24 protein-coding genes and 2 pseudogenes are annotated in these 22,926 nt (G+C 56.1%); 10 read left to right on the forward strand and 16 right to left on the reverse strand.

Annotated elements, in window-relative coordinates; genetic code table 11:
- A complete protein-coding gene (locus PSV26_RS02775; RefSeq protein ID WP_300567426.1) occupies positions 1–576 on the forward strand; it encodes a hypothetical protein in 576 nt (191 codons plus the stop codon).
- A gap of 44 nt (positions 577–620) precedes the next feature.
- Here the strand turns inward: PSV26_RS02775 and PSV26_RS02780 are convergent, their stop codons facing one another.
- The 3 genes from PSV26_RS02780 to PSV26_RS02790 are packed head-to-tail and all read right to left on the reverse strand — an operon-like array spanning position 621 to position 2,540.
- Positions 621–1,082, reverse strand: a complete 462-nt coding sequence (locus PSV26_RS02780; protein ID WP_300567429.1) for a DUF6527 family protein — start codon at positions 1,080–1,082, stop codon at positions 621–623.
- Positions 1,079–2,257, reverse strand: coding sequence for a ThiF family adenylyltransferase (locus PSV26_RS02785; RefSeq protein WP_300567432.1), 1,179 nt, complete (start codon positions 2,255–2,257; stop codon positions 1,079–1,081). The genes PSV26_RS02780 and PSV26_RS02785 overlap by 4 nt, the downstream gene beginning before the upstream one ends.
- Positions 2,232–2,540 (reverse strand): multiubiquitin domain-containing protein, encoded by a 309-nt coding sequence (locus tag PSV26_RS02790; protein WP_300567435.1) that lies wholly within the window; start codon positions 2,538–2,540, stop codon positions 2,232–2,234. Before PSV26_RS02790 ends, PSV26_RS02785 begins: the two co-directional genes overlap by 26 nt.
- A gap of 141 nt (positions 2,541–2,681) precedes the next feature.
- On the opposite strand from PSV26_RS02790, the gene PSV26_RS02795 reads away from it, so the two are divergent.
- The 3 genes from PSV26_RS02795 to PSV26_RS02805 are packed head-to-tail and all read left to right on the forward strand — an operon-like array spanning position 2,682 to position 4,515.
- A complete protein-coding gene (locus tag PSV26_RS02795; RefSeq protein WP_300567437.1) occupies positions 2,682–3,272 on the forward strand; it encodes a hypothetical protein in 591 nt (196 codons plus the stop codon).
- Positions 3,269–3,676: a hypothetical protein gene (locus tag PSV26_RS02800; RefSeq protein ID WP_300567439.1), complete on the forward strand. Its 408-nt coding sequence runs from the start codon at positions 3,269–3,271 to the stop codon at positions 3,674–3,676. Before PSV26_RS02795 ends, PSV26_RS02800 begins: the two co-directional genes overlap by 4 nt.
- Positions 3,673–4,515 carry an ImmA/IrrE family metallo-endopeptidase gene (locus PSV26_RS02805; RefSeq protein WP_300567442.1) on the forward strand — a complete coding sequence of 281 codons (843 nt, stop codon included), beginning with the start codon at positions 3,673–3,675 and terminating at the stop codon, positions 4,513–4,515. Before PSV26_RS02800 ends, PSV26_RS02805 begins: the two co-directional genes overlap by 4 nt.
- 48 nt (positions 4,516–4,563) lie before the next feature.
- On the opposite strand, the gene PSV26_RS02810 is transcribed toward PSV26_RS02805, so the two are convergent.
- The 11 genes and pseudogenes from PSV26_RS02810 to PSV26_RS02855 all read right to left on the reverse strand — a co-directional run bounded on the left by PSV26_RS02810 (position 4,564) and on the right by PSV26_RS02855 (position 15,678).
- Positions 4,564–5,070: a competence protein CoiA family protein gene (locus tag PSV26_RS02810; RefSeq protein ID WP_300567445.1), complete on the reverse strand. Its 507-nt coding sequence runs from the start codon at positions 5,068–5,070 to the stop codon at positions 4,564–4,566.
- Positions 5,071–5,095: 25 nt separating this feature from the next.
- Positions 5,096–5,332: pseudogene (locus PSV26_RS22635) on the reverse strand (competence protein CoiA family protein); the annotation flags it as partial.
- A 41-nt stretch (positions 5,333–5,373) separates the two neighbouring features.
- Positions 5,374–7,617, reverse strand: coding sequence for a S8 family anti-phage peptidase IteS (iteS, locus tag PSV26_RS02815; RefSeq protein WP_366945957.1), 2,244 nt, complete (start codon positions 7,615–7,617; stop codon positions 5,374–5,376).
- Positions 7,586–8,746, reverse strand: coding sequence for an anti-phage ATPase IteA (gene iteA / locus PSV26_RS02820; protein WP_300567451.1), 1,161 nt, complete (start codon positions 8,744–8,746; stop codon positions 7,586–7,588). The genes iteS and iteA overlap by 32 nt, the downstream gene beginning before the upstream one ends.
- 246 nt (positions 8,747–8,992) lie before the next feature.
- Positions 8,993–9,928, reverse strand: a complete 936-nt coding sequence (locus PSV26_RS02825; protein ID WP_300567454.1) for a DNA-binding protein — start codon at positions 9,926–9,928, stop codon at positions 8,993–8,995.
- Positions 9,929–9,942: 14 nt separating this feature from the next.
- Positions 9,943–10,197, reverse strand: a pseudogene (locus PSV26_RS02830) (IS3 family transposase); the annotation flags it as partial.
- A 385-nt stretch (positions 10,198–10,582) separates the two neighbouring features.
- Complete coding sequence (locus PSV26_RS02835) at positions 10,583–11,095, reverse strand: Mov34/MPN/PAD-1 family protein (protein WP_300567457.1); 513 nt, start codon at positions 11,093–11,095, stop codon at positions 10,583–10,585.
- Entirely contained in the window at positions 11,088–12,731 is a 1,644-nt protein-coding gene (locus PSV26_RS02840; RefSeq protein WP_300567460.1) for a ThiF family adenylyltransferase, read from the reverse strand. Before PSV26_RS02840 ends, PSV26_RS02835 begins: the two co-directional genes overlap by 8 nt.
- Before the next feature lie 418 nt (positions 12,732–13,149).
- The gene (locus tag PSV26_RS02845) at positions 13,150–13,701 is read right to left on the reverse strand and encodes a phage regulatory CII family protein (RefSeq protein WP_366945964.1); all 552 of its coding nucleotides are present in this window, start codon (positions 13,699–13,701) and stop codon (positions 13,150–13,152) included.
- A 239-nt stretch (positions 13,702–13,940) separates the two neighbouring features.
- A complete protein-coding gene (locus PSV26_RS02850) occupies positions 13,941–14,771 on the reverse strand; it encodes a hypothetical protein (protein WP_300567466.1) in 831 nt (276 codons plus the stop codon).
- A gap of 133 nt (positions 14,772–14,904) precedes the next feature.
- Positions 14,905–15,678, reverse strand: a complete 774-nt coding sequence (locus tag PSV26_RS02855; protein ID WP_300567469.1) for a DUF4344 domain-containing metallopeptidase — start codon at positions 15,676–15,678, stop codon at positions 14,905–14,907.
- 96 nt (positions 15,679–15,774) lie between these two features.
- Between PSV26_RS02855 and PSV26_RS02860 the strand changes: the two genes are divergently transcribed.
- The 4 genes from PSV26_RS02860 (at position 15,775) to PSV26_RS02875 (ending at position 18,263) form a co-directional block, all read left to right on the forward strand.
- Positions 15,775–16,362, forward strand: coding sequence for an antitoxin Xre/MbcA/ParS toxin-binding domain-containing protein (locus PSV26_RS02860; protein ID WP_300567471.1), 588 nt, complete (start codon positions 15,775–15,777; stop codon positions 16,360–16,362).
- A complete protein-coding gene (locus PSV26_RS02865) occupies positions 16,359–16,874 on the forward strand; it encodes an RES domain-containing protein (RefSeq protein ID WP_300567474.1) in 516 nt (171 codons plus the stop codon). The genes PSV26_RS02860 and PSV26_RS02865 overlap by 4 nt, the downstream gene beginning before the upstream one ends.
- Positions 16,875–17,099: 225 nt before the next feature.
- A complete protein-coding gene (locus PSV26_RS02870) occupies positions 17,100–17,741 on the forward strand; it encodes a hypothetical protein (RefSeq protein ID WP_300567477.1) in 642 nt (213 codons plus the stop codon).
- Between the two features lie 90 nt (positions 17,742–17,831).
- Positions 17,832–18,263 (forward strand): helix-turn-helix domain-containing protein, encoded by a 432-nt coding sequence (locus tag PSV26_RS02875; RefSeq protein WP_300567480.1) that lies wholly within the window; start codon positions 17,832–17,834, stop codon positions 18,261–18,263.
- Positions 18,264–18,337: 74 nt separating this feature from the next.
- Here PSV26_RS02875 and dnaB read toward each other — a convergent pair whose 3' ends face one another.
- On the reverse strand, positions 18,338–19,729 hold the full coding sequence (dnaB, locus tag PSV26_RS02880; RefSeq protein WP_300567483.1) for a replicative DNA helicase: 1,392 nt from the start codon (positions 19,727–19,729) through the stop codon (positions 18,338–18,340).
- 366 nt (positions 19,730–20,095) lie between these two features.
- The gene (locus PSV26_RS02885; protein WP_300567486.1) at positions 20,096–20,743 is read right to left on the reverse strand and encodes a hypothetical protein; all 648 of its coding nucleotides are present in this window, start codon (positions 20,741–20,743) and stop codon (positions 20,096–20,098) included.
- 266 nt (positions 20,744–21,009) lie between these two features.
- Here PSV26_RS02885 and PSV26_RS02890 point away from each other — a divergent pair, with 266 nt between their 5' ends.
- Together PSV26_RS02890 and PSV26_RS02895 are read left to right on the forward strand one after the other, a co-directional pair.
- Positions 21,010–21,879, forward strand: a complete 870-nt coding sequence (locus tag PSV26_RS02890; RefSeq protein ID WP_300567488.1) for a hypothetical protein — start codon at positions 21,010–21,012, stop codon at positions 21,877–21,879.
- A gap of 402 nt (positions 21,880–22,281) precedes the next feature.
- Positions 22,282–22,746 (forward strand): hypothetical protein, encoded by a 465-nt coding sequence (locus PSV26_RS02895; RefSeq protein ID WP_300567491.1) that lies wholly within the window; start codon positions 22,282–22,284, stop codon positions 22,744–22,746.
- The last annotated feature ends 180 nt before the right edge of the window (positions 22,747–22,926 follow it).

A 22,926-nucleotide genomic window follows, 5' to 3' on the forward strand; every position in this document is an offset into this window, starting at 1 on the left:
ATGAATAACAAAACGCCGCGGATCGCCTGCCTTGGCTGGGGATCATTGATCTGGAAGCCTGGGGAGCTGCCGATTTTTGATGGGTGGAAAACCGATGGTCCTATGCTACCGGTCGAATTCGCACGCGAATCAGGTGGCCAGCGCATCACGCTTGTAATCTGCGACAACGTGGACCCCGTAAGAACATGCTGGACCTTGTTAGAGGCAAAGGACATCGGAACAGCAATGTCAACGCTCGCAAGCCGCGAAGGAATTTCCGACAAACGAGTCGCGATGGATATCGGGTATTGCGACCTCTCGACCGGAATGCACCATGGCCTGCGTGCCAACGATATTGCGGCTTGGGCTGCAGGGCATGAACTTGATGGAGTGGTTTGGACGAACTTACCTTGTGGCTTCAAAAATTCAAGGCATATCCTGCCAACAGGAGACCAAGTAGTCTCATATTTGCAAGGGCTGACCGGTCAAGCGATGGATGATGCCCGTGAATATATTGAGAGAGCTCCATTGCAGATCAGCACGGCATACAGGAGCCAGATTTCAAAGGAACTTGGCTGGGTGGCCCTGGCAATCTGATTACCACGCAGCGGCACTCTAAGTGGTGTTTGTCGAGGCTTGCGCTATTTGCCGCCCTTGAACCATTCCCTTATTGTGCTCGCCAAGCCCTTGCGGTCTCCTGGTAAATCAGCAGAACTCTTACTTGGCACCTTCGGATCGAATTTCTTCGATGGCATGGTGGCCTGAGTGGCGTAATAGGCCGCTTTTGCCTTCTTGTCACGCCTCCGGCCGGCATCGATCAGACCTTGCGGCATATCGCCATACCAGTGCACTTTATTTTTTCGGATCCAGTAATGTGCCCGGCAAGGAAAACTCCAGTTGCCGATCGACGGATCCAGCGACACAGATTCACCGTCATAAGAAAGCAGCCAGTCCGTCGGTGAGATGGGTGTGACTACCTCCTTCCCACAGCCACAAAAGCACCGGTGCACTGCGGTGGCGTATTCCAGGGAAACGTAGAGTACGCCCTCCTCCAATACATCGGGCACAAATTCGACAAACCGATGGGTGATGGAGGTCCTCATGCGCAGTCTTCCGATGTCAGCAACTCCGTGCTGGTGGTGTACGTAGAGTCATGCTCGTGCTCCAAGTCCTGGTAAAACCCACAGAACTTTTTCCACTTAATCACTGCCAGCGCTGCGCAAAGGGCGTTCAGATCGGCAATTTGGATATTGCGATCGTAGTCATCCTCGTCAGCTTCAGCGAATGACACGCGCTGTGAGATGTGGTCCTGCTTTTCGGACGTGCTTGTCGTTACGCGGCAGATAGCCCACAGCTCCAGGCTGTCCTCCAGCAGATCGGTACCCATGCCGACGTCCACAAAAGGGATTCCATTCGCTTGAAGGGTTTCGACAATGAGTTTCTTGGCCGGCCCAGAGTCCATGCACAAGAAAACAAAGTTGAAATCTGTCAGTTCGGCAACATTGTCTGGACCTATCTTCACAGGGTGTGCCTTGATGCCGCGGTGCATCCTGGAGTACTGGGCTTGAAAATATGACACCTTGGTGGGTTGCTCAAGCAACTCCTCCAGTGAGGCCGCCGACGGTGCCCGGAAGGCGTTGTGCTGCAGGAACTTGTCCGAGTCGTACAGGTGGATCTCCCAAATCGGCGTTTTTGCCAGCAGGTCCAGCACATAAGAGCCGGTACCGCCCACCCCAACGATAGCCACCTTCCGCATGGTCAGCTTGGCGGTGACGGCGGTGATGCCGACCCGGCCAGAGGCGGTATCCATATAGTTGAAAACGCCATCATCGGGAGGGGAGGCAACTACCTTGAAGGTACAGGCCGTCACGCCCGGCTGTAGTGACTGTGCCGGCGCTGAGATGATCTCGATGTAGCGCGTCATCTTCTCGTAGTAATCCGCATAGCCACCCGGAGGCTTGTTGGAAAACGAGTGCTTTGCCACCAGATCCGGCGCCAGCGGGATGTTACCGCTGCTGTGCTTGATCTGTACGATTTCGCTGCCATTCACGTTGCATGGGTGTTCGCCCGTGAACCAAGCGATGTGCGGCTCAGGCTTGATGGTCTTGTCGCCTGCCAGAGACAGGTTGGAGATCAGGGTCGCCCGGGCAACTTCGCCTCTGGGAGTCACGTACGGTACGTTGTGTACGAGCAGGTGATTCGAACAAATCTCCAGCTCGTACCCTTCGTGTTGCAGCCGCTGCAGGTCCGGGCTACGACTTATCAGTGCGCTTGACATTGAACACCATGCCTTCTTTGATTTTCACGGACTCGCCTTCGACCAGCGTGCCTTCGGGCTTGTTGCCTTCGCCGCGCTTGTAGGTGATGGTGTAGACCGTGACATCGTTGAAAACCGCGTCTTCAAATGCCAGCTTGACCACATCAACGAAGGTCAGCTCCTTGCTGTGAACCTCTTTGGGGCGGCCGTTGACCATGATCTTGTAGACCTTGTTAGCCTCGTGACCTTGATCAGGCCCGCCCTGCGAATTTGCGGCCGGAGCCGCGACTTGTTCATTTTTCATACAATTTCCTTAATGTTGGGCACATGGAATTTGGTGTGCTTAGTGAGTAAGGCGGCTGAGACGCCGGCTGCGGACGTCAAAATAAATTTTCTTTTTGCGTCCACGGCGCCCCGCTGAACCGCCTTACCTGGGAACAAGAACATGAAAATAGACGAACCACCCAGCGAATACCTCTCCACGACGGAGGTTGATCAAGCCCTGCAGGGCTTGTCTGCGGCCGATTGGCTGCGCGCCAAGAGCGAATGCCGGTGGATTTCAGGAAACTTGCCTGGTTTTTTCGGGAATGATCTCCTACAGGAAGCTTGCGTCAGGTTGTTGGCTGGGGGACGGCATTGGAAACGCGGTATCCCGGCGGTCATCACGCTGAAGAACGTGATGCGCAGTATTGCCAGCGATACCCGTGAAAGCGTCAAGGACGGCCCCATGGACGTCTACGCAGTAGTTGACCAGGGCGCAGGTACCGAGGACGACGACGAGTCTGCTGTAGGTGTTTGTGCGGTCGAACTGCAAACGCCAGATCGTGTCGCCGATGCAAATGCGCAACTCGCAGCCCTGCAGGAAGCGGTAAAGGACGATGACGACGCTCAACTGCTACTGATGGCCTGGGCAGAAGGTCTGTATGGGAAAGAAGCAGCCGAGGAACTGGGCTTCGACATGAAGCGCCTGGATGCGACACGAAAGCGGCTGGAACGCAGGATTGCGGCTCTTGCCGAGGAAAGGAATACCGAATGACCTCATCGCCCAAGAAGCCAGATATAGAAAACGCCCTATTGGACGCGCATTTTGCGGAACTGATGGGGATGACAGACGAAGAAATACTGGATGGAGCCGATCCAGAAAAAATTAAAGCTGAAGGCCTCCAACTACTTCAGAACGCCAGAGCGGAAGCTGGTCGACGTCGCCTGGCCAAAGCAAAGACGAGCTTGGAGGCCGCCAAGTTAGTTTCAATGCCGGCAGTTGCAGATATCACCCCTATGGAAGCACGGCGCTATCTTGAACAGGCTGCCAATAACCCGTTGTTTACCATGGCCGCGCGATCTCTTAGCGATATGTCTGATGAGGATGTCCTGCGTCGGTATCGACAACTCCGTCGCTTAGAGCAGGAGTCAGATTCAGACAAAGGTGACGAAGAATGAGTCCTGGTGAGCGCGCGGAGGCTCGCATTGCGGAACTAGGGATTACCTCACCTGAAGAACTTGATATCGAGCTGATTGCAATGGACGCATGCATGGCGGTCGTGTATGAAGATCTCGACGGTTGTGAGGCGACTTTGATGGGTGTTGGTGATCGGGGAATTGCGACTATCAAGCCATCGCCAAGCCGCGGCCGACAGCGATTTTCTGTTGCACATGAGCTGGGACACTGGCTGATGCACAGAGGCCTATCGTTTCGATGCCGGGTTGATGACATAGATCTGAATTTTTCGTCAGATCAAGTTCGGGAACGCGAAGCTGATAGCTTCGCATCTCATTTGCTGATGCCGACCCCCATGTTCTACCCAGCGTTGAAGTCGTTTGGTACACCCGACTTCTTGGACCTTGAAAAAATGGCAAGCGCATTCGACACCAGCCTGCTGGCAACTTGCATGCGGCTGACCGATATCAACACACTTCCCATAGTGTTGGCTTGTTATTCGTCGACGGGCCTACGCTGGCACAAGGCGGCCGGCGATATACCGCGCCGCTGGTTTCTACACCAGCAATTGGATGACGACAGCTTTGCCTACGCACTTCTCCAAGGTGGGAGAGCTCGTAGTAGTCTTGGAAAGCAATCGGGTGAGACTTGGTTTGAAAACGATGACGCAGACCAGTATGAACTTCGCGAATGCTGTCACCCTGGGCGAAATGGTGAAGTTCTGGTCCTTCTGTACCTTGAAAGCAAAATGCTGCATGCCCGCTATGACCCTAATGTCGGGCAACGCAGATACAACGAACACGGCTCGTACGTTGTTCGTACCAAGCCGGCGGCGCGATAACTTCTAGTCAGTCGGACATGTTTAAAGTTGCCGGGTCAAACGATTAGATCATTTCCACCACTTGGTTTGGCGGTCAAGATAAATACTGCACTCCGGAATGACGACAGTTCCGCCTTGCCATGCTTCACGGTGTGAGCGGTGGAAGCTCGCGGAGATAAGCACTGGAATCCCGAGACGAGGCGCACGCCAGCGTTTTGACCTTTTGTCGTATCCACCTGCACTGCGCTCTGAGCCGCCTTCGTACCAGGTGCTACGCGGTACTTCAATGACATAAGGATCAAAGTGAACTACTTTTAAAACTTGCCCTTGATCCCAATAGTAAACACGCCCATAGTAGGTTGCATGGCACCATTTCTCCCATGCACTTGGACTGTATTTTGAAGTTGCGAGGTCTGGGCTTGGAAGCGCAATCCAGAGCACCGCGATACCCAGTCGATGGTAGTTTTGAGTCCGCGCGTTTATTTGATTGGCACTCAGCGCGCTGCGTTGAATTTCTATCGCCACTGGTATACCAGAGATGCGGGCAAATATCCGCCACAGAAATGCCGCAATCACGTTCAATCTCCAGATCCGCTACATTACCCTCCCGCTTGAGTGCATCGAAGATTGCCAACTTAGCTTGAAGGTGGGCCTCGGATTCACCTATACCCCTTGCGCAGGTTACCGGAGGCTTGTGTGCAAAGTGATGTACCTTGATTTGACCTTTGTGAAGAGTAACTTCGCGCTGGCAAGTTGGACATTGAAATGGCGCCTCGGTGCGCTCGCTATCACGAGCAGTAACTTTGGCGGTATCAGATCGACGCATCGCTGTAAGCATGGTGGCTTTCCTATGCGCGGTACAGCAATTTTCTGAAGCGTTTACACAGTAACTGGAACGCGCGTTGGCAGAGTTTGATGCAACCAGTTCGCACTGTTCAATGCGCGAATCCCGCTGCCATTTACCCCTCCATTGCCGTCCAAGGCACGCAGGCTGACCAACAAAGCCACATTCAGTGGCTCAGCCAACGGCGGTTCATTGGCCCGGAGCAGCGCCTCCACTTGAATCGCCCATTGGGCACCAGCCACACCCACAGGGAAACTCTTTCGATGGAGCTTTACGGGAGACCATTTCCCTCCAAACTCGATCTGAGTGGCTTCATACCCTGTGGTACCCGTTTCACCTTCCAACGGCACTTTGCCGGAGATCCGATTGCCATTGAGGACGCCGAAGCTAACGTTAGCGTTGGCTCGCACGTATTCGGCCCCAGAGTTGGGGTCCAAGGGGGGAGAGTAAACAGCAGTGATGATCACTTCGGCTTGGAGCCTGCCATTTCTCATCAAGACATCAGGTATCGGGTATGGTGTCTTGCGCCATTTGTAGCCAGGCACCACCATTACTTCGAACATCAGAGTGAAACAATCATCCCGGTCATACAGGGTAGCCAAGGCGTCGCTAGGGACCCCCGCGCCGAAGTAGCGCCGCTCCGCTGCCGCGTAGTCCGGCGATGCCAGGCGGGCGGCATGGATCATCAGGGCTTTGACCATGTGCGGCTTGACGGTAAAGTTGGGTTGGCCATCCAAGCTCTGCCAAACATGCGCCGCAAGGCCCGTTACCAACGGCGCGGCATAACTGGTTCCAAAGCCACTCCCAACCGTATTATCGGGCTGCAGGACCTGCATGCTGGTCAAACCCGCTGCCCATGGGGTGTGCACTCCGCCGCCAGCATGGACCAGATCTGGCTTAGGCGTGAATACAGGCCCGGGGCCGCGGCGTGAGTAAGATGCCGGCTCCCCTGCGTTAACAAGGGCCCCTGGACCATCCAAATGCGCCACCGAGCCAACCGTAAGGGAGCGGACCGAGTCGCCGGGACTGCTTAAACGGTCATCCAGCAGTGCGGTGGTCGGCCAGCCTCTGCGTGGAGTTCCTTCGTAATTTCCTGCAGCGATTACACACAGAACTCCATGCTGGTCGCTCAACGCATCCAATTGCTGTGCGAACCAGCTAAATTCATCATTGGAAATCGGTGCGCTCCCAAGCGACAGATTCCACACCTTCACCTGGGGCGCCAGAGCCATGGCCCTGCCTAGTCTGAGTACGAGGTCTGCAGTTTTGGCGAAGCCAGATTCCATGGCGCAAACATCGTGCACCATGCACCGCGTAGGCGAAATCAGCGTATGGTCATTGTTCAGAAGTCGTCCCCCAGCCACCAACGAAGCCACAGCTGTACCGTGCACGTAATCGGTGTCAATCGCAAGAACATAGGTGTCCGTGCTGGCGATCCATGGGCGCAAACTTAGAGCGTTCGCAGCCGTCCCCGTGTCAAAGACACCCACAATGGGATGATTGGCTTCAGGGATCGGAGCCGGCAATGGTCCGGCCAAGGTGGCGCCTGAAGTGGCTGACGGAAAGGCTATCGGTTCCCGAAAAATAGCCCGCAGACCCGGAAACTTTGTCAGCGCTGCGAAACTCTCCTCACTCAGACCTTGCGCATCAATGCGAAATACCGGCGGACCCCAGCGTTGGGGGATGACTTCTGCTTGAATGTTCCGCTGTTGCATCAACAAGCGAAGGACATCCAGATTGCGCGCCGTGGCATCGGTGGCGTGATAGCGAAACAGAGTTAGCAAGATCGAGCCGTGGGCGCGCAGCTGATCGGCTGGCACTTCCATTCGGCGTTGACTGTCCCAAGCGTCTATGCGCTGTATGGCAGACAAATTGGCCTTGATCGCTTGCGTCTGACGATGGAGGATAGTCTGCGAAAAACTGAGAATGCTTGCAGCATTCGCCGCCACTAGCATTTCATCGATCCGGCCAACGCCGGCAGGTTGCAATCCGGCTTCCGCGACCAGCGTATTGGGGCGGTGGGTTTTTGCGACCGCAATATCCCGGAGTTTGAGTATCAAAACGCCGGGGGTACTAGGGTGAGCCTGAATCTCGGGTAGTAATGCCGCTGAGGCTTCGGCTAGTGAGGCGTTTAGGGATGCCCGATATTGCGGTGTAACGGGAACCAGCTCTTTGGGTCCCCCGCCACCACCTTCGGGCGCGCTCCGGTCCTCCGGACGAAATGCAATCCACCGAAATGGATTTGCTTCACTGGCTCTGTTTGTCCCCCGTGTCGCCATGTTGTTCTCCCTCTATCGCATTTCTGACCTGGCGCTGTGAGATTCCGTACGCTGCTGCTAGCACACGGTGCGTGAAAAGCTTTGGATACCAAGCACGCAGCCATCGAATCTCACCGTCTGTACTGCCAACAGCCTTCGGTTGTTCAAATGCCAGCGTCAAGCCAAGGCGTCGGAACAACTCGGTTTCATCGACAACAGTCTCACCCTTTAAGACGGCCGTGCGTTTGGCGTCCTGGCAAACCTGTTCGATTGTGGCCCCTGACAGTCCCTCAGACCTACGGGCAATATCTTCAAGGTCGATTATTTCTGGTAAATATTCACCCAAAAAATGCTTCCAGAGGATTTGGCGCAGCTGACTATCAGGCAACGGCATAGACAATCGATAACTGAACCGCCGCCAAATTGCGTAATCCAGCAATTGGCCGTGATTGGTTGCGGCGACCAGGATGGTGTCGACTGGTAAGGCATCAATGTTCTGCAGCAAAGAGATCACCACGCGCTGAAGCTCCCCTACATCGCGCTCACTTCCTCTTGCCGTGGCCATGGCATCGAGTTCGTCCAGGAAAAGCACGCAAGGGAACTCCTGTGCATATTCAAACACCCTACGAAGGTTCCGGCTGGTCTGCCCCAACAAGCTGCTGATCAAGGTGTCACAGCGCACGGTTAATAGTGGCAAGTCCAATTGACCCGCAATGGATCGAGCGGTCTGAGTTTTGCCGGTGCCTGGCGGCCCGTCCATGATGAGTCGATGGGGGATCACTACTCCGGCCGCCACCAACTTGGCATGGTGTCGTATGCCGGCGAGATAATCCTCAAGCCTGTTCCGCAAGGCATGCGGGAGTAACAGGTTTACCTCAGCTGCATTCGGTCGACTCAAATCCACGGTGTGCATTCGGCTGTCGCCGTCGACCGGGAGGTGTATGTTTTTGAGCGGAACCAAGACACCGCCCTGAGCAATAGACAAAGCACCTGGCACACGCGCCAGGCGTTCGCGGATCATTCGCGCCTCGCGTCGACTACCATCGCGCTCCAATTTGTCCGCGAGCAAACCAGCGTAATTCGTGGCCATGCTCTGATTGGACTTCAGCGCGCCGTCAAGGATTTTTAGGACTTCGGAAAGATGTTCCACGGGATTTGGGCAGCGCAAACGGGATCGACCGCAGCTGCTCCGGAAATTGGCGGATTTGCTCCGCAAGAAGCCTATTTTGCTACGAAAATAGCTCCTTTTGATCCGCGTTTCCACTTGGTCCTGCAAATACCAAGGGAATTGTGTTCGAGCTGGTACAGAGTATCACACTGACGAATGCCAAGAGAGCCCAGTCCCGTCCAAGCCATGCATGGAGCCGCCAGGACGCGCATGAACAATGGGTCAGGGCTATCGCTTCGGCCCATCCACGCCAGCAGCCCGCCGGCCACTTGTAGGTAACTTGATAGGCCTGCTTTTCGCTGTGCGCCGTGGTTCCAGAGCTGCCGCTGCAAGCGCGCTCTCAAGCCCTTTCGCCCGTTCCTCGGCCCCCTTAAGCCGCTCTTTCAGCGTTGCCACCTCGACTTGCCCTTCATGCACACGACTGACCAGCGCTGCGTTCGTGCGTTCAAGAGCCTGCTTCTCGGTGGCGTGCTTTTGGCCTATGTCCTCGAGCGCTCGCGCCGACTGCTTTGCCTCCTGGCGAGCGCGATCCACCTCTTCCAGAAGGCGATTTTGGTTAGTCGAAGCCCGCAGCTCCATACGCTGACGCTCCTCAGTGAGTGTGCGAAGCTGGTCATCGAACTGCCGCCTGTCTGTATCGCGCTCTTGAACGAGGGTGGCGATGCTACTGCGGGCCTGTTCGAAGTCGAGGCCGACCTTTTCGAGTTGAGCGACTTGGTTGTGCAGCTGGGACTTAGCCAGTTCCAGCGCATGTTCCAGGGCGATACCCCGCTCGCTTAGCGCTGCTTCCCGCTGCGTGAGCTCCTCGCGCGCGGCCTCCAATTCCTCGCCTTGCTGAACAATTTTGTCGCGCTCGGGGGCGAGCGCTCCGTCCGCTTTTTCGTGCGCGGCTGCAACAGCGGCGGCCCAAACGCCATTCAGCGCCTGGCATAGCTCCTTGGGCGCGCCCTCCTCTGCCGGCTGGGAGCCCGACGCCGCAACCCCGAGCCGCGGCGCGAGCGTGGCAAACCAGCTTTCCAGCATGGGACTGACGGTATTCGGTGAGCCTCGGCCGATCTTCAGGCGCACCCGTTCAATCGTTGGCCGCTCGCCGGCGGCGATCAGGGCATCCGCCGCAGCCCACACTTCTTCCTGCTGAACGCCTCTCGTACTTTTTGATTGCATTGCTGGGCTCCAGTGGCTCTCATGGTGGCGGCAATGCATCGATCGTGGGTGAGGTAGTGCTCAACAGCTGCCGCCTTCTGCGCCTGCGAATACTTGGGTCGCCGGCCAGCATAGCCCACCGGCAAATCGAGCCGTTGCTCGTATTCCTGGTAACAGCCCTTCAAGGCATTCTTGGTTGGGTAACCCAGCTGACGAATGGTCGGCCTCAAGCGTTTACCGAGCTTGATGTAGAGCTTGACGGCTCGGATTCGGTCTTCGTACGAATACATGAACTACCTCCAGGTAGTCCAAGTTTTTGTCCGCACCCCCCTTCGTGAAATTTGGAAATGAAGTTGTCAACAAAGCGCCGCTAGCCCGCATAGTAGCTACGTCTTCTGCCTCCGGCTCATTCCTTACAGCGGTGAAATATTTGACGGAACGCGCCAATCGAAACAAACGGTAACATTAATCACTGATTGGCATGTTCTCTTCCAAATCGTTGGAAAAGAACCTGCCAACAATGCGCGTGGCTTGCCAATGAGATCGAAGAAAGGTGCGTTGGCAACTTCATTTCGCCCGATGCTCTCGTCTGGCAGAGATAGTCTCATCACTGCAATTGCATAACCTGCAGTGGCAACCCTGACCGTCCATGGCGGCGAAACAGCCTCCGCCATGCTAATTCAGCGCCGACGGGGGTCCTGTTGCCACCCTGAACAGTTTCATATTCATTGAGTGCAACTTGGAAAAACCGCCGAACATGAGCTGCGAGTCAAAGTGATGAGCCATCCACGACCAAGCACCCGGCCGCCCCGCCCCGATCACCATAAACGCATTGGGGGCACTTGCTTGCTTCGTACGGCGAATTTTCGCCAGGGTTCGCCGATCGACCATACTCATCCGACAGTCCCCCCCGGGATGCGTGTGCCATTCTCCAAGGTACACCTGCCGGCCATTTGATTGCAGAAAAAGCTCGTCGAGCTTGTCACATTGCCACTCGTGGTCGCTGTGGAAGCTGTAGCGCTCGTGAATGGCGTTTGGACCTGGACCAACAGCACTCTCGATGATCTGGCTCAAACCACTTCGATAGCCGACAAGTACCCCTCCGGTTTCGAACGGATACTTAGCTTCGGCCGTTGCCTCAATGGCGGCGAGCGCGTCGACGGAGAGCCAGAGGTCAAGCTCAAGCACAGGCGCTACAGTCCGGATGTTTGTGCAGCGGGTAGGTCGTCCAGCGGCTTTCGATCCGGCGATCTGCCGAGAAGAAATCGCCTACTGCCACATCCCATTCGAAATCTGATGCCTGCCCTACGCCACCATCCTGCGCAAGCAACGTAGCCACCGCCAGACGGGACGCGAGGATAGACACCTCGTCGCTGTCAATACCTGCTGCAACGAAGGTTGGGTGTGTGCAACCCCTAGGTTGGACATCCAAGGCCCCGTTGTCCGCTGGATACCTGATTTCCCCCGCTGCCATAGCATGTTGAAAGCAATGCCAGCATCCTTGAGTTGCAGTCGGAGTAACACGGCCAACGACCCCTCCAGAGGCTCCCGGCGTGGTCGAGAGCCAAACATACGCCTTGCCTTCTACCCGTGACACGTCCGCAAGCAGGTGGTTAACGCGATAGTTCGCGGTCGCGTCGATGATGAGATCCACTTGACGCATCTCCTCTCGAAGGAAGTCATAGTCGCTAAACGGCAATCCGTCGGATGGGTTGATCTGCTGAAAACCACCGATTCGAAACGTGCTGGCAGTGGCCTTCGTACGGGGGTAATCGCTTGCGACGCGGTGTGCAATGACCTCCGCCTTCGGAAATCCCGCGAACTCCCATCCGAAAGCCCATCGCACGCTGTTTCCTGCTTGAAGGTGATCTGTATCCACTAAGCGCAGTTCTCGGATGCCGCTTTTCGCCAGTTGCATAGCCAGCGTAGAGCCTATCGCCCCGGTCCCTACTAAAAGCACCGACTTCGAACGCAACGGGGCAAGCGCGGGTGCTCTCTTCAAGAGCGAGTCCTCCCCAGCCCAATCTGCACGTACCAGACCGTAATCAACGATCGACGCAGTTGGGTTGCGTCCATGACGAGCGGCTTTGGCGACGCGAAGCCAGAGGAATAGCCAGTCCTCTGCAGCTTGCCTCCATTCCACTTGGTCCGCATATAGAAAACCGAAGATGATTTCCTCGCCAGCCTTCGCATGGTGAAGTCTTTTTTGGAGTGCCGGTGATGTCTCTAGGGCTAGGTCGTACAGCCGCTTGCGAATCTCGTCGTCTATTCCTTCGCCAAGTTCAGGACGGCCCTCCAGCCGGGTCCATAGCCCGCTGCTACGTTGCTTGAAGGCGAACATCTGAACGGGGTAATCAACAAGCGGAACACCAGCGTTGTCGCTAATCTTACGCAGTATTGCAATGATGCCCGGATGCTTTTCCCCTCGCACACGAGCATCAAGAAGAAGAGTTCCGGACGAGATGCCTATTGGCGGCAACTCATCGGGAACGATGATTGCCGAGTGGCCCATGTACGGCAAAAAGTTCGACAGCGGTTCGCCGACGTGCTCTTCATTCGCCGTGACGTATTCCGACGCAGCGCCAGGTTGAGTGACTTCCTCAAGAATAGGTAGCTGCTGCTCGAGCAAACTGGCGAGCGTGTCTTGCCCGGGATGCCATTCGTCCCCATCTTGCGCGAGCAAGCACAGATAACCTCCGGGATTGTGGTGCCTTGGAAGCTTCATACCGCGGAGACGGACGTGCGGCATGAAGTAGGGATAGCTGTCCGGGTAAAAGCCCACTAGCTCGCGCTCTCCACCGCAGAATTCGACGGTGATCGTCACCACTAGACGTCCCAGCTCGAACTGATCCAGCTGAATTGACCAAGGCTTGCCCCAAGCGTTCAGTGCTGCTTTTTCAGCCTCCAGGGTACTCGGATACCGAGTCCACCAAGGCTCCATTGTTAGCCGACCGGGCGGTGATGCGGGGGTTTGGGAGCGCCGTGTCCTGGATTGGGCACATCTGTCGGAGGTCCTGGTGGGACGTTCGGGTGCCCAGGATTGCCTGGATTGCCTGGGTTGCCTGGGTTCTGAGGCTTATTCATGCTAGTCCTTTTGGTTCGATGTGGAATCAGATCTTACCGAAGCACTTGGCGGAGCGCACCCTCCAATTGGATGATCCCTCGCAGAACTCTGATTGTCAGCTGGTGGCTGAACCTGGGCAGAAGGCCAACCGGCGCCGGGGAGCGTCGCTCCATCTCAATCACCTGGTAAACGCTTGCAAAGCCTTGTTGGACGCCAAGTTGTCAGCAAAGAACTGCGGAAAAAGAGCCCCGAAGGTGTGTGTTTCGTTCCAAACTGCAGAGAAAGCAACGTCTACCTTTCTCATCTGGTTGAGTGAAACCTCCGGAAGCGTGTTCACATCAGCAGCTATCCGGCAATACTGGCCGAAGGCTTCCATGAGTTTTGCCAACTTTGTACCGCTCTCATCGCCCAGAAGTTGACTTTGCGCGCTGAGAATAATGCCAAACTCACGAATTGCTGCAGTCAGATGCGCCCTTGGGTCACTTGACACTACAGACGGTTTTGGTAACGGATGCAGTTTAAAGCCGAAACACTTTGCCATTACCTCAAGCATCTCATTGTCACCGGTGATCAGCGCAATAGCTTCTGCATCCTCTACGTTCAGCTTTGCGCCTTTGGCCCCCGTCACCGCATTGAGAAGGTATTTCGGTGTACGACCAATGGCCTTAGCAAGCGCCTCGATTCCTGCCTCGTACCGCCACCCGGTTTGGAGACACCCAGCAGTTCGCAGAGATCAACGACGTGGCTTTGCGCTCCCTGCTCCTCATTAAGCGCAAAAGCCGGGCCGCCAGGGACCATTTGGTGATGAATTCTTGTGGGCTCAAACGCCGATCCTCCTGCCGTTTCGGAGGGGCGGCTGCGTCCGGGCCATCTTACCCAGCTTACAGATAGGTTTTGAGGCGGGAAGAGCGAATTTTGAGCTCGCTCTGCACCAACGCCGGCGCCGCGAGGTCAGGGTACTGGGTTGGCCTAAGGCGTGCCGTCCTGAACCTCGGGCCTGTCCTCACGTGGCAGCCCATGAGGCGTTTCGAGCATGGTCTCAAGTCCATTCGACATCCTTTTGGCAAGGGTGGTTAGCGGCCCAAGTTGACGTCTCATTTGCTCGACGCTTGAGCTGTACTCTGGAACAAGGACGAGAGGTATGCCAGGTGCATCCACTGCTGCGGCGGCACTTGCGTCCTCAGAAGCTGCAAACTCCACGACAAACTCAATTTCTTGCCGCAGCTTGTTAAATCTTTGGATCGCTGCAGCTGTTCTGGTTTCTTGCTTGCCTCGCCAGATTGCGCGTAAATAGGAATTCTCATCGAAGGAGAGATCTCCATTAGTGAGTTGTCGGATTCCTCGCGTCCAATGAGCATTCGAACTGCGGGATCCAATGGAGGAAATGGTGTCCTTGGTGGACTTCCTCAAGGGGTGCGATTCGGGAAGAGCATTATGTAGATCAAGAATTGCTTGAAGCGGCACTTCGACCTCTCGCATGTTGGTCGGGACGTACATCGCCATCCTCTGTGTCGCCATCTGCCTCTCCTCCTCCAGTTGACGCTCCCTGAACTCATGGTCCGAAATTTCAAACTGTCGCAGATCCCGGTCGACCAATTCTTTTGCCGCCTCAAGTGCCTCAAGCTTCGTATGGGCTTGGGGTGGATCCTCAAAGCCGTTTACCACGAGCGGTCCCTGAGACTGAAAGAATTTCCATTCGCCACTAAAGTCACAGGCGACGTATGCTCCTTCTTCGTGCCCCATCGGGCCTTCGTCCGTGACGACAATGAGCGCACGCTTGTACTCGTATTGTTCACGCATTGTTGGCTGTCTTTCTAGGTGTTTTGGTGGAGCTGAAGCCTGTTAAGCCGCGTGGCATATCTAGGTTCACAACCTGGCTTCAGTCCCGATTCGATATCATCAAGTGGTGTTTCGGGCCGATCGCAAAGTGTGGCTATCGAATTACTTTGTGCAATAGATCGCGAACGGAGCGGTCAAGGTGCGCATACTCCGATGCACAACGATTCGCCCGTTGGTTAGAAACGCGGGCAGCGTGCATCGCCCATGCAAAACGCTGAGGATCCTTGCCATATGCCGCGCAGGCGAGATTGGCCGCGCGTTGCGGGTTAAGCGCATGCTCAGCTGACAGGCTGTGCTGGCTGAAGAAACCAGGGATTGACGATGCGGGCTTGCTGAAAAAGAAAATTCCCCCCGCCACGCCCCTGTCAGCCAGCGCAGGCTCTTGAAGGATCAGGTAGGTTGAAAGCATGTCGGCAGCATCTTCCTCACGGCCGAGAACTGGAAGGCGTTCTATGTCAATGATTGCATGGCCCAATTCGTGGAAAACGATAAATACCAGTGCTCCCGTCACGACATTTTGAATGCTGTCGCGCTCTAGGTTGCGTGTACCTGGATCCGTAATCACGCGGTTCACTAGATCGGGGATCAGCTCAAGGCAAAGAACTATGATTTTGGCGTCTGATTTGTAAAAGGCGTTGGGCGTGCCACACTCCCCGAGGCCGATTTTTAGTTGCTGGCGCAAGGAAAATTGGCGGGAGAACTGTTCGGCCATCGTCTCTAGTAGGCGGTTTCTTTGCCAGTCAGCTTGCAAGTTCCGCAACTCAGGGCTGCGAATTTGACCCATCGGCTGATATGTTGCTGTAACGCTTTGAGCTGCAACCGGGCCAGTAGCAGCGAGCAACAATAAGAGGCGAAGAAGGAAGTTCACTCCGGCAGTATCGCAAAATCCCTCGATTGAAGCGCGCAATAATGTGGCGTTTGGCGTAGAATTGGCGCCACTTGGCATTTATTTGGGCAGTAACTTATGGCAACAGCATCAATCTCGCGTTCTACAAGACTGCCGGTTAGCAAGGCTGTCAGCCCGCGAAAAAAATCAACTACTGTGATGCGGCAGCGGCATCCTGCGACCGCAACCAACCCGATTGCCCGTCGAGACGGGAAAATCACCAAGGAGATCTTTCGGGATCTGATTCACGGCGGCAAGCATTTGCTACTCGACCCTTACGAGAATGTCACTGGGTTGACGTTGCATGACGCTGTAACGGCGGGAGTGAGTGGCAAGATATTTACCCACTTCGTCACGTCTTTTCATCACGTCCCGAGAAAAGATCTCCTGCTGGTTGTTGGTCTAAGCGAGAGAACTGCCCAGCGCATCCAGCAGGATCAAGCCAAAACGATGGACATCAACGTGTCTGATCGAGTGCTCCAGCTTTCGAAAGTACGCGCCCTGGCTGCCGAGGAGCTTGGAAGCGTAGAGGCAGCTGAGCAGTGGTTGATGGAACCCGCGATTGGCCTTGAGCAGCGCCGCCCCATAGATCTCATGCGGACAATGGATGGAATCGCACTGGTAACTCAACTTTTGGCACGAATGCGGTATGGGGTCTACGCTTGACTCCGCTGCCAGGCGCACTGGATACCAAGGCGACCCTTTCGGGATGGCATATCTGTAGGGACACTTTTGCAAAAACGTGGGCCTCTGGGGAAGGCGCTTTTCTGTTTGGCGGCCGGTGGAATTCAATTGGAACCCGCGTTGTCTATTGCGGCATTGATCCTTCCACCAGCATTCTTGAAGTCGCTGTTCACAAGGGTTTTGTCACCCTGGACACGGTGCCGCACAAGTTGGTTAGCTTTGCCGTTTCCGATGTCACAAAGGTGCATGTTGTTCGACCGGCAGATGTGCCCAACCCAAACTGGCTGGCGCCGGGCACACCAAGCGCGGGACAACAAGCATTCGGAGACGCCCTTCTCTCGGCCCACCCGTTTGTTTTGATTCCAAGCGCTGTCAGCTCAAATTCCTGGAATCTCCTAGTGAATGCGACAACAGCCGCCCCATTCATCACTGACGTAAACATCATGACGTTGGCGCTTGATACTCGTTTGCATCCGCCTGTAAAGAAACCTTGACGGCTCTGGGGACTCATCACAGGTGGTCTTGCTGCTTTGCTGAAGCTCTACAGCAAGGCGCACGCACTGAAAATTGCAAATCCTATCGATTCGCCTCGAAGTTGAACCGTCTGGCCTGATCATCACCGTTCCATATCTCAGCGGGATACGACACCCACGCGAGACGCCCCTTGCCGAGCGATTGGTACAAGAGGGAAAATATTCAAACATTCTGTGGAGATCTAAATGAAGTCGCCATCTGACAACGTGACAGCTTTTTGGGAATCCATGCTCTCCCAGATGAATCCAGGCTGGAATTTGAAGATTGACAAGACGGGAAATGACGGACAGCGGGTGAAGCTTTCCGACTGCACGGCCTATCTCTACATCGTCGACGCGGCGACCGGGTGGATCGGGGCGGCTTCACTCAGGCCCCTGGACCTGGAAGTGATGAAGGCCTCGTATCCCGCAATCATGTCGACTACGAGCATGTCTTCCGCAAAGCTCGCTGGCGCAGCAGCTGGCTTGGTCGCCACGGCGAGCGAGGCGGGTGCAAAGTACGGAGACGCCATTTTTGTGCAGGCAATTAAGGGCACCGCCTTTGCACTTGCCGACACAAAATTATTCGACCTCGTGAAAGAGAGAAACGGCGGCTACGACGGACATTGGATCTACCTTGTCTATCTCCTGAAATCCGGAGAAAGGGTTGGGCGACCAGTATTTCTCCCAGACGAGGACAACGGCCGGTTCCTGCAGACCGATGACTTGATCAACGCAGCGCGTCAAACAATTGATCACGACCTGAGTAACGTTGGTGGCGTGGTACAGACCATGATTGCGAGTGGAAACGGCGCCGTTTGGCACGAACTGTTTTCGCCGCCGGCGTGATCCTGCAACAGTCTGAGCCATCCATCGCCCGCGCCCTACAATGCTGCGGCTGTTTACCTAACGACGACATCTCTCGCACCAGGACTAAAAATGCCAAATCTCGCATCCCTCCTTAAGGGAGAAATCAGCCGCATTTCGAAGAAGGAAGCCCGCGCTGAATCCTTACCTCAGAAGAAGGCATCGGCCCAGTATCGGAGCGAGATCGCAGCGCTCAAGCGAAGGGTGCTGCAGCTTGAGAAAACTGTGCGCGCGCTGGCCAAGACCAACGCTAAGCCGCAGCCCGCGGCTCAGGATGTCAGCATGGAAGGGGCAATAAGGTTTAGTCCGTCCGGATTTGCATCTCTGAGGCGCCGTCTTGGGCTCAGTGCGGCAGAAACAGGCGCGTTGATTGGCGTCTCGGACCAATCGATCTACAAGTGGGAAGATGGCAAAAGTAGGCCACGAGAGATGCACATGCCAGCCATAGCGGCTTTTCGGAAAATGACAAAGCGCGCGGCAGCTGCAGCCTTGGAAGCCCTTTAAGTCGAACAGGGTGCACTCAATTTATTCCGGCCAAAGCTTGGCAGTCCTTTTCGTAGAACCGGCCGAGCTCCCCCTCACCCGCCATGCGCCAGGCTTTCAAACTTGGTGATACGGTTGATGAAGGCCAGCTTGACCGTGCCGGTGGGGCCGTTACGCTGCTTGCTGATGATGACCTCGGCCACGCCGGGCTCCTTGCACGCATCCTTGGTGTAGTACTCGTCCCTATAAACGAAGATGATGATGTCGGCGTCCTGCTCCAGGGCACCGGACTCGCGCAGATCGCTCATCATGGGGCGTTTGTCGGTGCGCGATTCGACACCGCGACTCAGCTGTGACAGGGCGATGACCGGGCACTGCAATTCCTTGGCGAGCATCTTCAGGCCGCGCGAAATCTCGCCAACGGCTGTTGCCCGGTTCTCGTCCGCCATGCCGCTGGACACGCTCATCAGCTGCAGGTAGTCCACCACGATCAGGCCCAACTTCCCGCTTTGCCTCGCCAGGCGTCTCGCGTTAGCGCGCAGTTCGCTGACGGTCAGGCCCGGGGTTTCGTCGATGTGCAGCGAAATGTTGCGCAGCTTCTCGATTGCTTCCGTTAGGCGTGGCCACTCGTCATCAGTCAGGGCACCGGTGCGCAGATGGGTCTGGTCGATGCGGCCGATGGAACCAACGATGCGAACCGCAAGCTGGGAGGCACCCATTTCCATCGAAAAAACTGCTACTGGAAGACCTTCGTTCAAAGCAACATGCTCGGCAATGTTCATTGCCATGCTGGTCTTGCCCATACTGGGTCTTGCGGCTAGGATAATCAGGTCGCCGGCCTGAAAGCCCGAGGTCATCTTGTCAAGGTCATAGAAACCCGTGGACATGCCGGTAACGTCGTTCGGGTTTTCCGACATCTCGGTGACGCGATCCAGCAGGCTGACCACCAGCGTGTTCATGCTCTGGAAACCCTGCTTCATGCGCGAGCCCTGCTCGCCGATCTTGAAGATCTTCTGCTCGGCCTCGTCGAGAATCATCGCCACCGCCTTGCCCTGCGGGTTGAAGGCGTTGGTAGCGATCTCGTCGCTGGCGGCCACCAGTTTGCGCAGAATGGAACGCTCACGCACGATCTCGGCGTAACGGCGGATGTTGCTGGCGCTCGGCACATACTGCGCCAGCGAATTAAGGTAGCCCAACCCACCGACCTCGTCGGCCTTGCCCTGGTTTTGCAGGTGTTCGTACACCGTGATCACGTCGGCCGGCTTGGTGGCGTTGATCAGCGCACCGACGGCGGCGTAGATGAGTTTGTGTTCGTAGCGGTAGAAGTCCTCGTCCACCAGCAGGTCGCCAACCCGGTCCCAAGCGCCGTTGTCCAGCAGCAGGCCGCCCAGCACGCTGGATTCGCCTTCGATGGAATGCGGGGGAATGCGCAGCTGGGATATCTCACGATCTGCCTGATCTGGGGAGTTCGACTGAACTGCGGCCATAAATGGGCTCCAAGTTGGAAAGTATCAACGGGCATTCGGTTCAGGCGGGTAGTGGGAGCCTGGCAGCGCGTTGACCATCTCCATTCTGAGGTGGTAACACCCTTGCCGCAACCCTCTGCAGCCCGACCAGGCATATCCATTTCACTATATGCTGTGTGATCGCGACTTCAAGTCGCCCCGCGATTTGATTGGAGTGACAACCCGCCCGTCTCGCTGAAAGACAAGGCGCGATGGTTGGCACGAAAGGAACTCCCAAAAAAAATCCCCCTCGCCAGCGAACTGGTGAGGGGGATTCGTTACATGGCCGCCAACGGGAAGCAGCGTTGCCGCCGTGGCGGTCTACGTGCGGGCAGTATTCGCGGCGGTCTAGTGCACCACCAGACGGCTGTTCATAGACAGGGATACCCGATCCTGAATTTCGCGTGCGCTGTCGCTCAGTGACGCGGACGTGGCGAAGTTGTCCCAGCCGCTCTCAATGCCGGCTTCGGTGAGAAGCTTCTCGGCCTGGTCCAGGTGCTGAGTCCAGAGATCCGCACCAATGAGGCTGGCCCACTTCACCGTGCCTCGCCCCACGACCCTTCCCCGCTGGATGGTTGCCCCGAACTGATCTTTCAGGACGACAGTTGACGCCGAAAACTGGCCCTCGAACTCTTCATCTTGCTCGTATTCGGCATTAACTTCGGCCAGGATTGCGAGACCGAGCTGCATGCCCGCGCTGAGGGTCATATAGCCCGTTGTCTCAAATCGGCGGGCTGCCGGCGACTGGAAGTATGTATGACCGGGATGCTCCTCATACATGTTGAGCGTCACACTGCCGCGCAGCTCAATTGTTTCCACGAAACGAGGCGACGCCGCCAGCGCAATCTTCTTTGCCGCGTCCGCCGTGTCGGTGGACCGGTGTAGGCCCAGCGCGTACGCGGCATGCGCAGCGCTTTCCTCAATGCTTACCAATACGGCATATAGGGCCGCACTTGCACGCAAGGCGTTGACAGAACCACTGTTGGGGGTTTGCATAAAAGTGACCTCTAGAGAATTGGAGGGCACGAGCCGTAAGGCGATCGGCGCCTTCCGGGGTTGATGATTTAGGCTGGCTACGGCAGCTCGGCTAACTCCCTAGGGGAGACAGTGTCGGGATTATAGGAGAGGTTCCCAGAGCGATGCAATCCGGCGCTCAGGCAATGCCAGGCCCGCCGTTGGGCCCTTGCCAACCCATGGATCGTCCATGGCCGCGATCGCACTCTAATTGGACCGGGAGGAACGCTTTGCACGAGAATGCTTCTGTGCAGCTCACCATTGACCTCCGCCATGACCTGGACGTCGCCATCGCCGGCGAACTTCAGGTCTGGGGGCACGTAGCGAGTGACAACGAGAAGCCCTTGGACCGATACTGCCTTTGGTTTGAGATGATGGAGCGCGAGATTCCTCTCAAGCCCTATCGAGTGCAGCGTTCGCAGGAGCTGCAATCTAGCAGTGAGGCTCAGCGCCTGGCTTTCGTTTTGAGCGAGATCGAGACCGTTTTCCATGGTGGCTTATCGGTAGCGCCATATCTTTCAGCGCGGGCCGCCAAGCTTGGTAAGACTGGCCGTGACCACATGCTGCTGCACTGGGGGATTCGCCACTTGCATCTGAGCCCTATCAGTACCAAGAGACCAAACGGGCTTGTTGCCCGCGCCGACGAATTACTCTTCTTCCGAATTGCCGGCGATGTGGTCTATTTCATCGGGATTCTTCCCCATGCTGACCCGAGCGCCTTCGAGAGGAAAGGCCTGCTCGAGGTGGTGGAGCGCAATTGGCCGCACCTTCATCACCGTCTCCGCACAGGCTATGCCGAACGCGAACTCAATCCGACCGAGCGCCGGGCGCTTCGCCGCGGGAACGTCATGCACATGGAAGAGATAGACGGCAAGCTAATCATGCCGACATTTGGTGTGTCCACAGCTGGGTCTCCGATTGATGCCACCCGTGCATTTGATCGTCAGCAGCTGCAGCTGCTCGACCTCGAACGAATGTTGCGTAGTCAGCCTGCAGATGTTTTCCCAGAGATCGCGGAGTTTGAGAGTGCCCATGTTCGCCTGAAAGGCATGTGGGAGTATGGCTTCGACCTGGTCGAGACTTTGACCGGACTGGAGCGCCGCGTCCAGATCTTGTAGCACTGCGCGCCGGCGGGCATTTACCCGACTGAAATTGCTGCAGCGCCAGCGCCTGGGCCTGGGCCTGGGCCTGGGCCTGGGCCTGGGCCTGGGCCTGGGCCTGAGCGCACCGCCCACATGGTGAATGCGTTTCGAGGCGAAGGTTCAATTAATTACCTCTGCCCCGATGCTTTTTCCGACCCGCTTCATTCGTCTGCTCGGCAAGGACGCCGCAACGCTAGCTCGGAATGCTCATGTAACTGTTGATATTGTTCATTGGGGAAGGCAAACAAATATTTAGCGGTGGCCTGTGCGGCGGCGGGTTATTGCCGCTCCCCTATGGTGCAATAGCTGCAGCTTTGGCGGCGGTTGGTCTTCGACGCCTCCTGAACACGACTCACCCAACGATTTGGCAGCAACCATATGAGATTCAGCACCGTTTTGTTTATATCCCTTCTGGCCGCCAACGTGCAAGCCCAAGGTGCACGCGCAATTCCTAAAAGGATTGTTTGTATTCCTTCGGAGTACGGGACGCTGAACAGCAGTGCGGTCACGAGTCCCAATATGCGGCCAGAGGCTCACCTCTTTGAACACAAAGGGAAAATCAAGGTGGTTCGGGAGTCGGAAAGTTCGTTTCGCTACATCTACGACGGTAGCGGTGTGGATCACTTTGATGTGAAAGAAAAACTGAGCTTGCACGGCACGCCCATCGTCATCGGAGGACCGCATCTCATGGGACGTCACGTGGATAGCGATACGCTGGTGATCAAAAGCATCTGGGATGAGACCTACTTCCGCATCGACTTGAACAGCAAGAAGTATTACGGCTTCAAGCTTCGAAGTGAAGACATACAGACGTTTGGTGGAACTTGCACTTTTGAGCGATAGCACAGGCGTATCTGAGGCAACGCTCGTCGAATGAGGGCAGTCCTTATGGCTTCGACATGGTCGAGACGTCGACCGGATTGAAGCGCCGCGTCCAGATTCTGTAGCACTGCTCGTCGGCAGGCATTTTCCTGACTAAAATTGCTGCAGCGCCAGTGCCTGGGCGCACCGCCCACATGGTGA

The organism is Polaromonas sp., assembly GCF_029945685.1.
Lineage (GTDB): Bacteria > Pseudomonadota > Gammaproteobacteria > Burkholderiales > Burkholderiaceae_C > Polaromonas.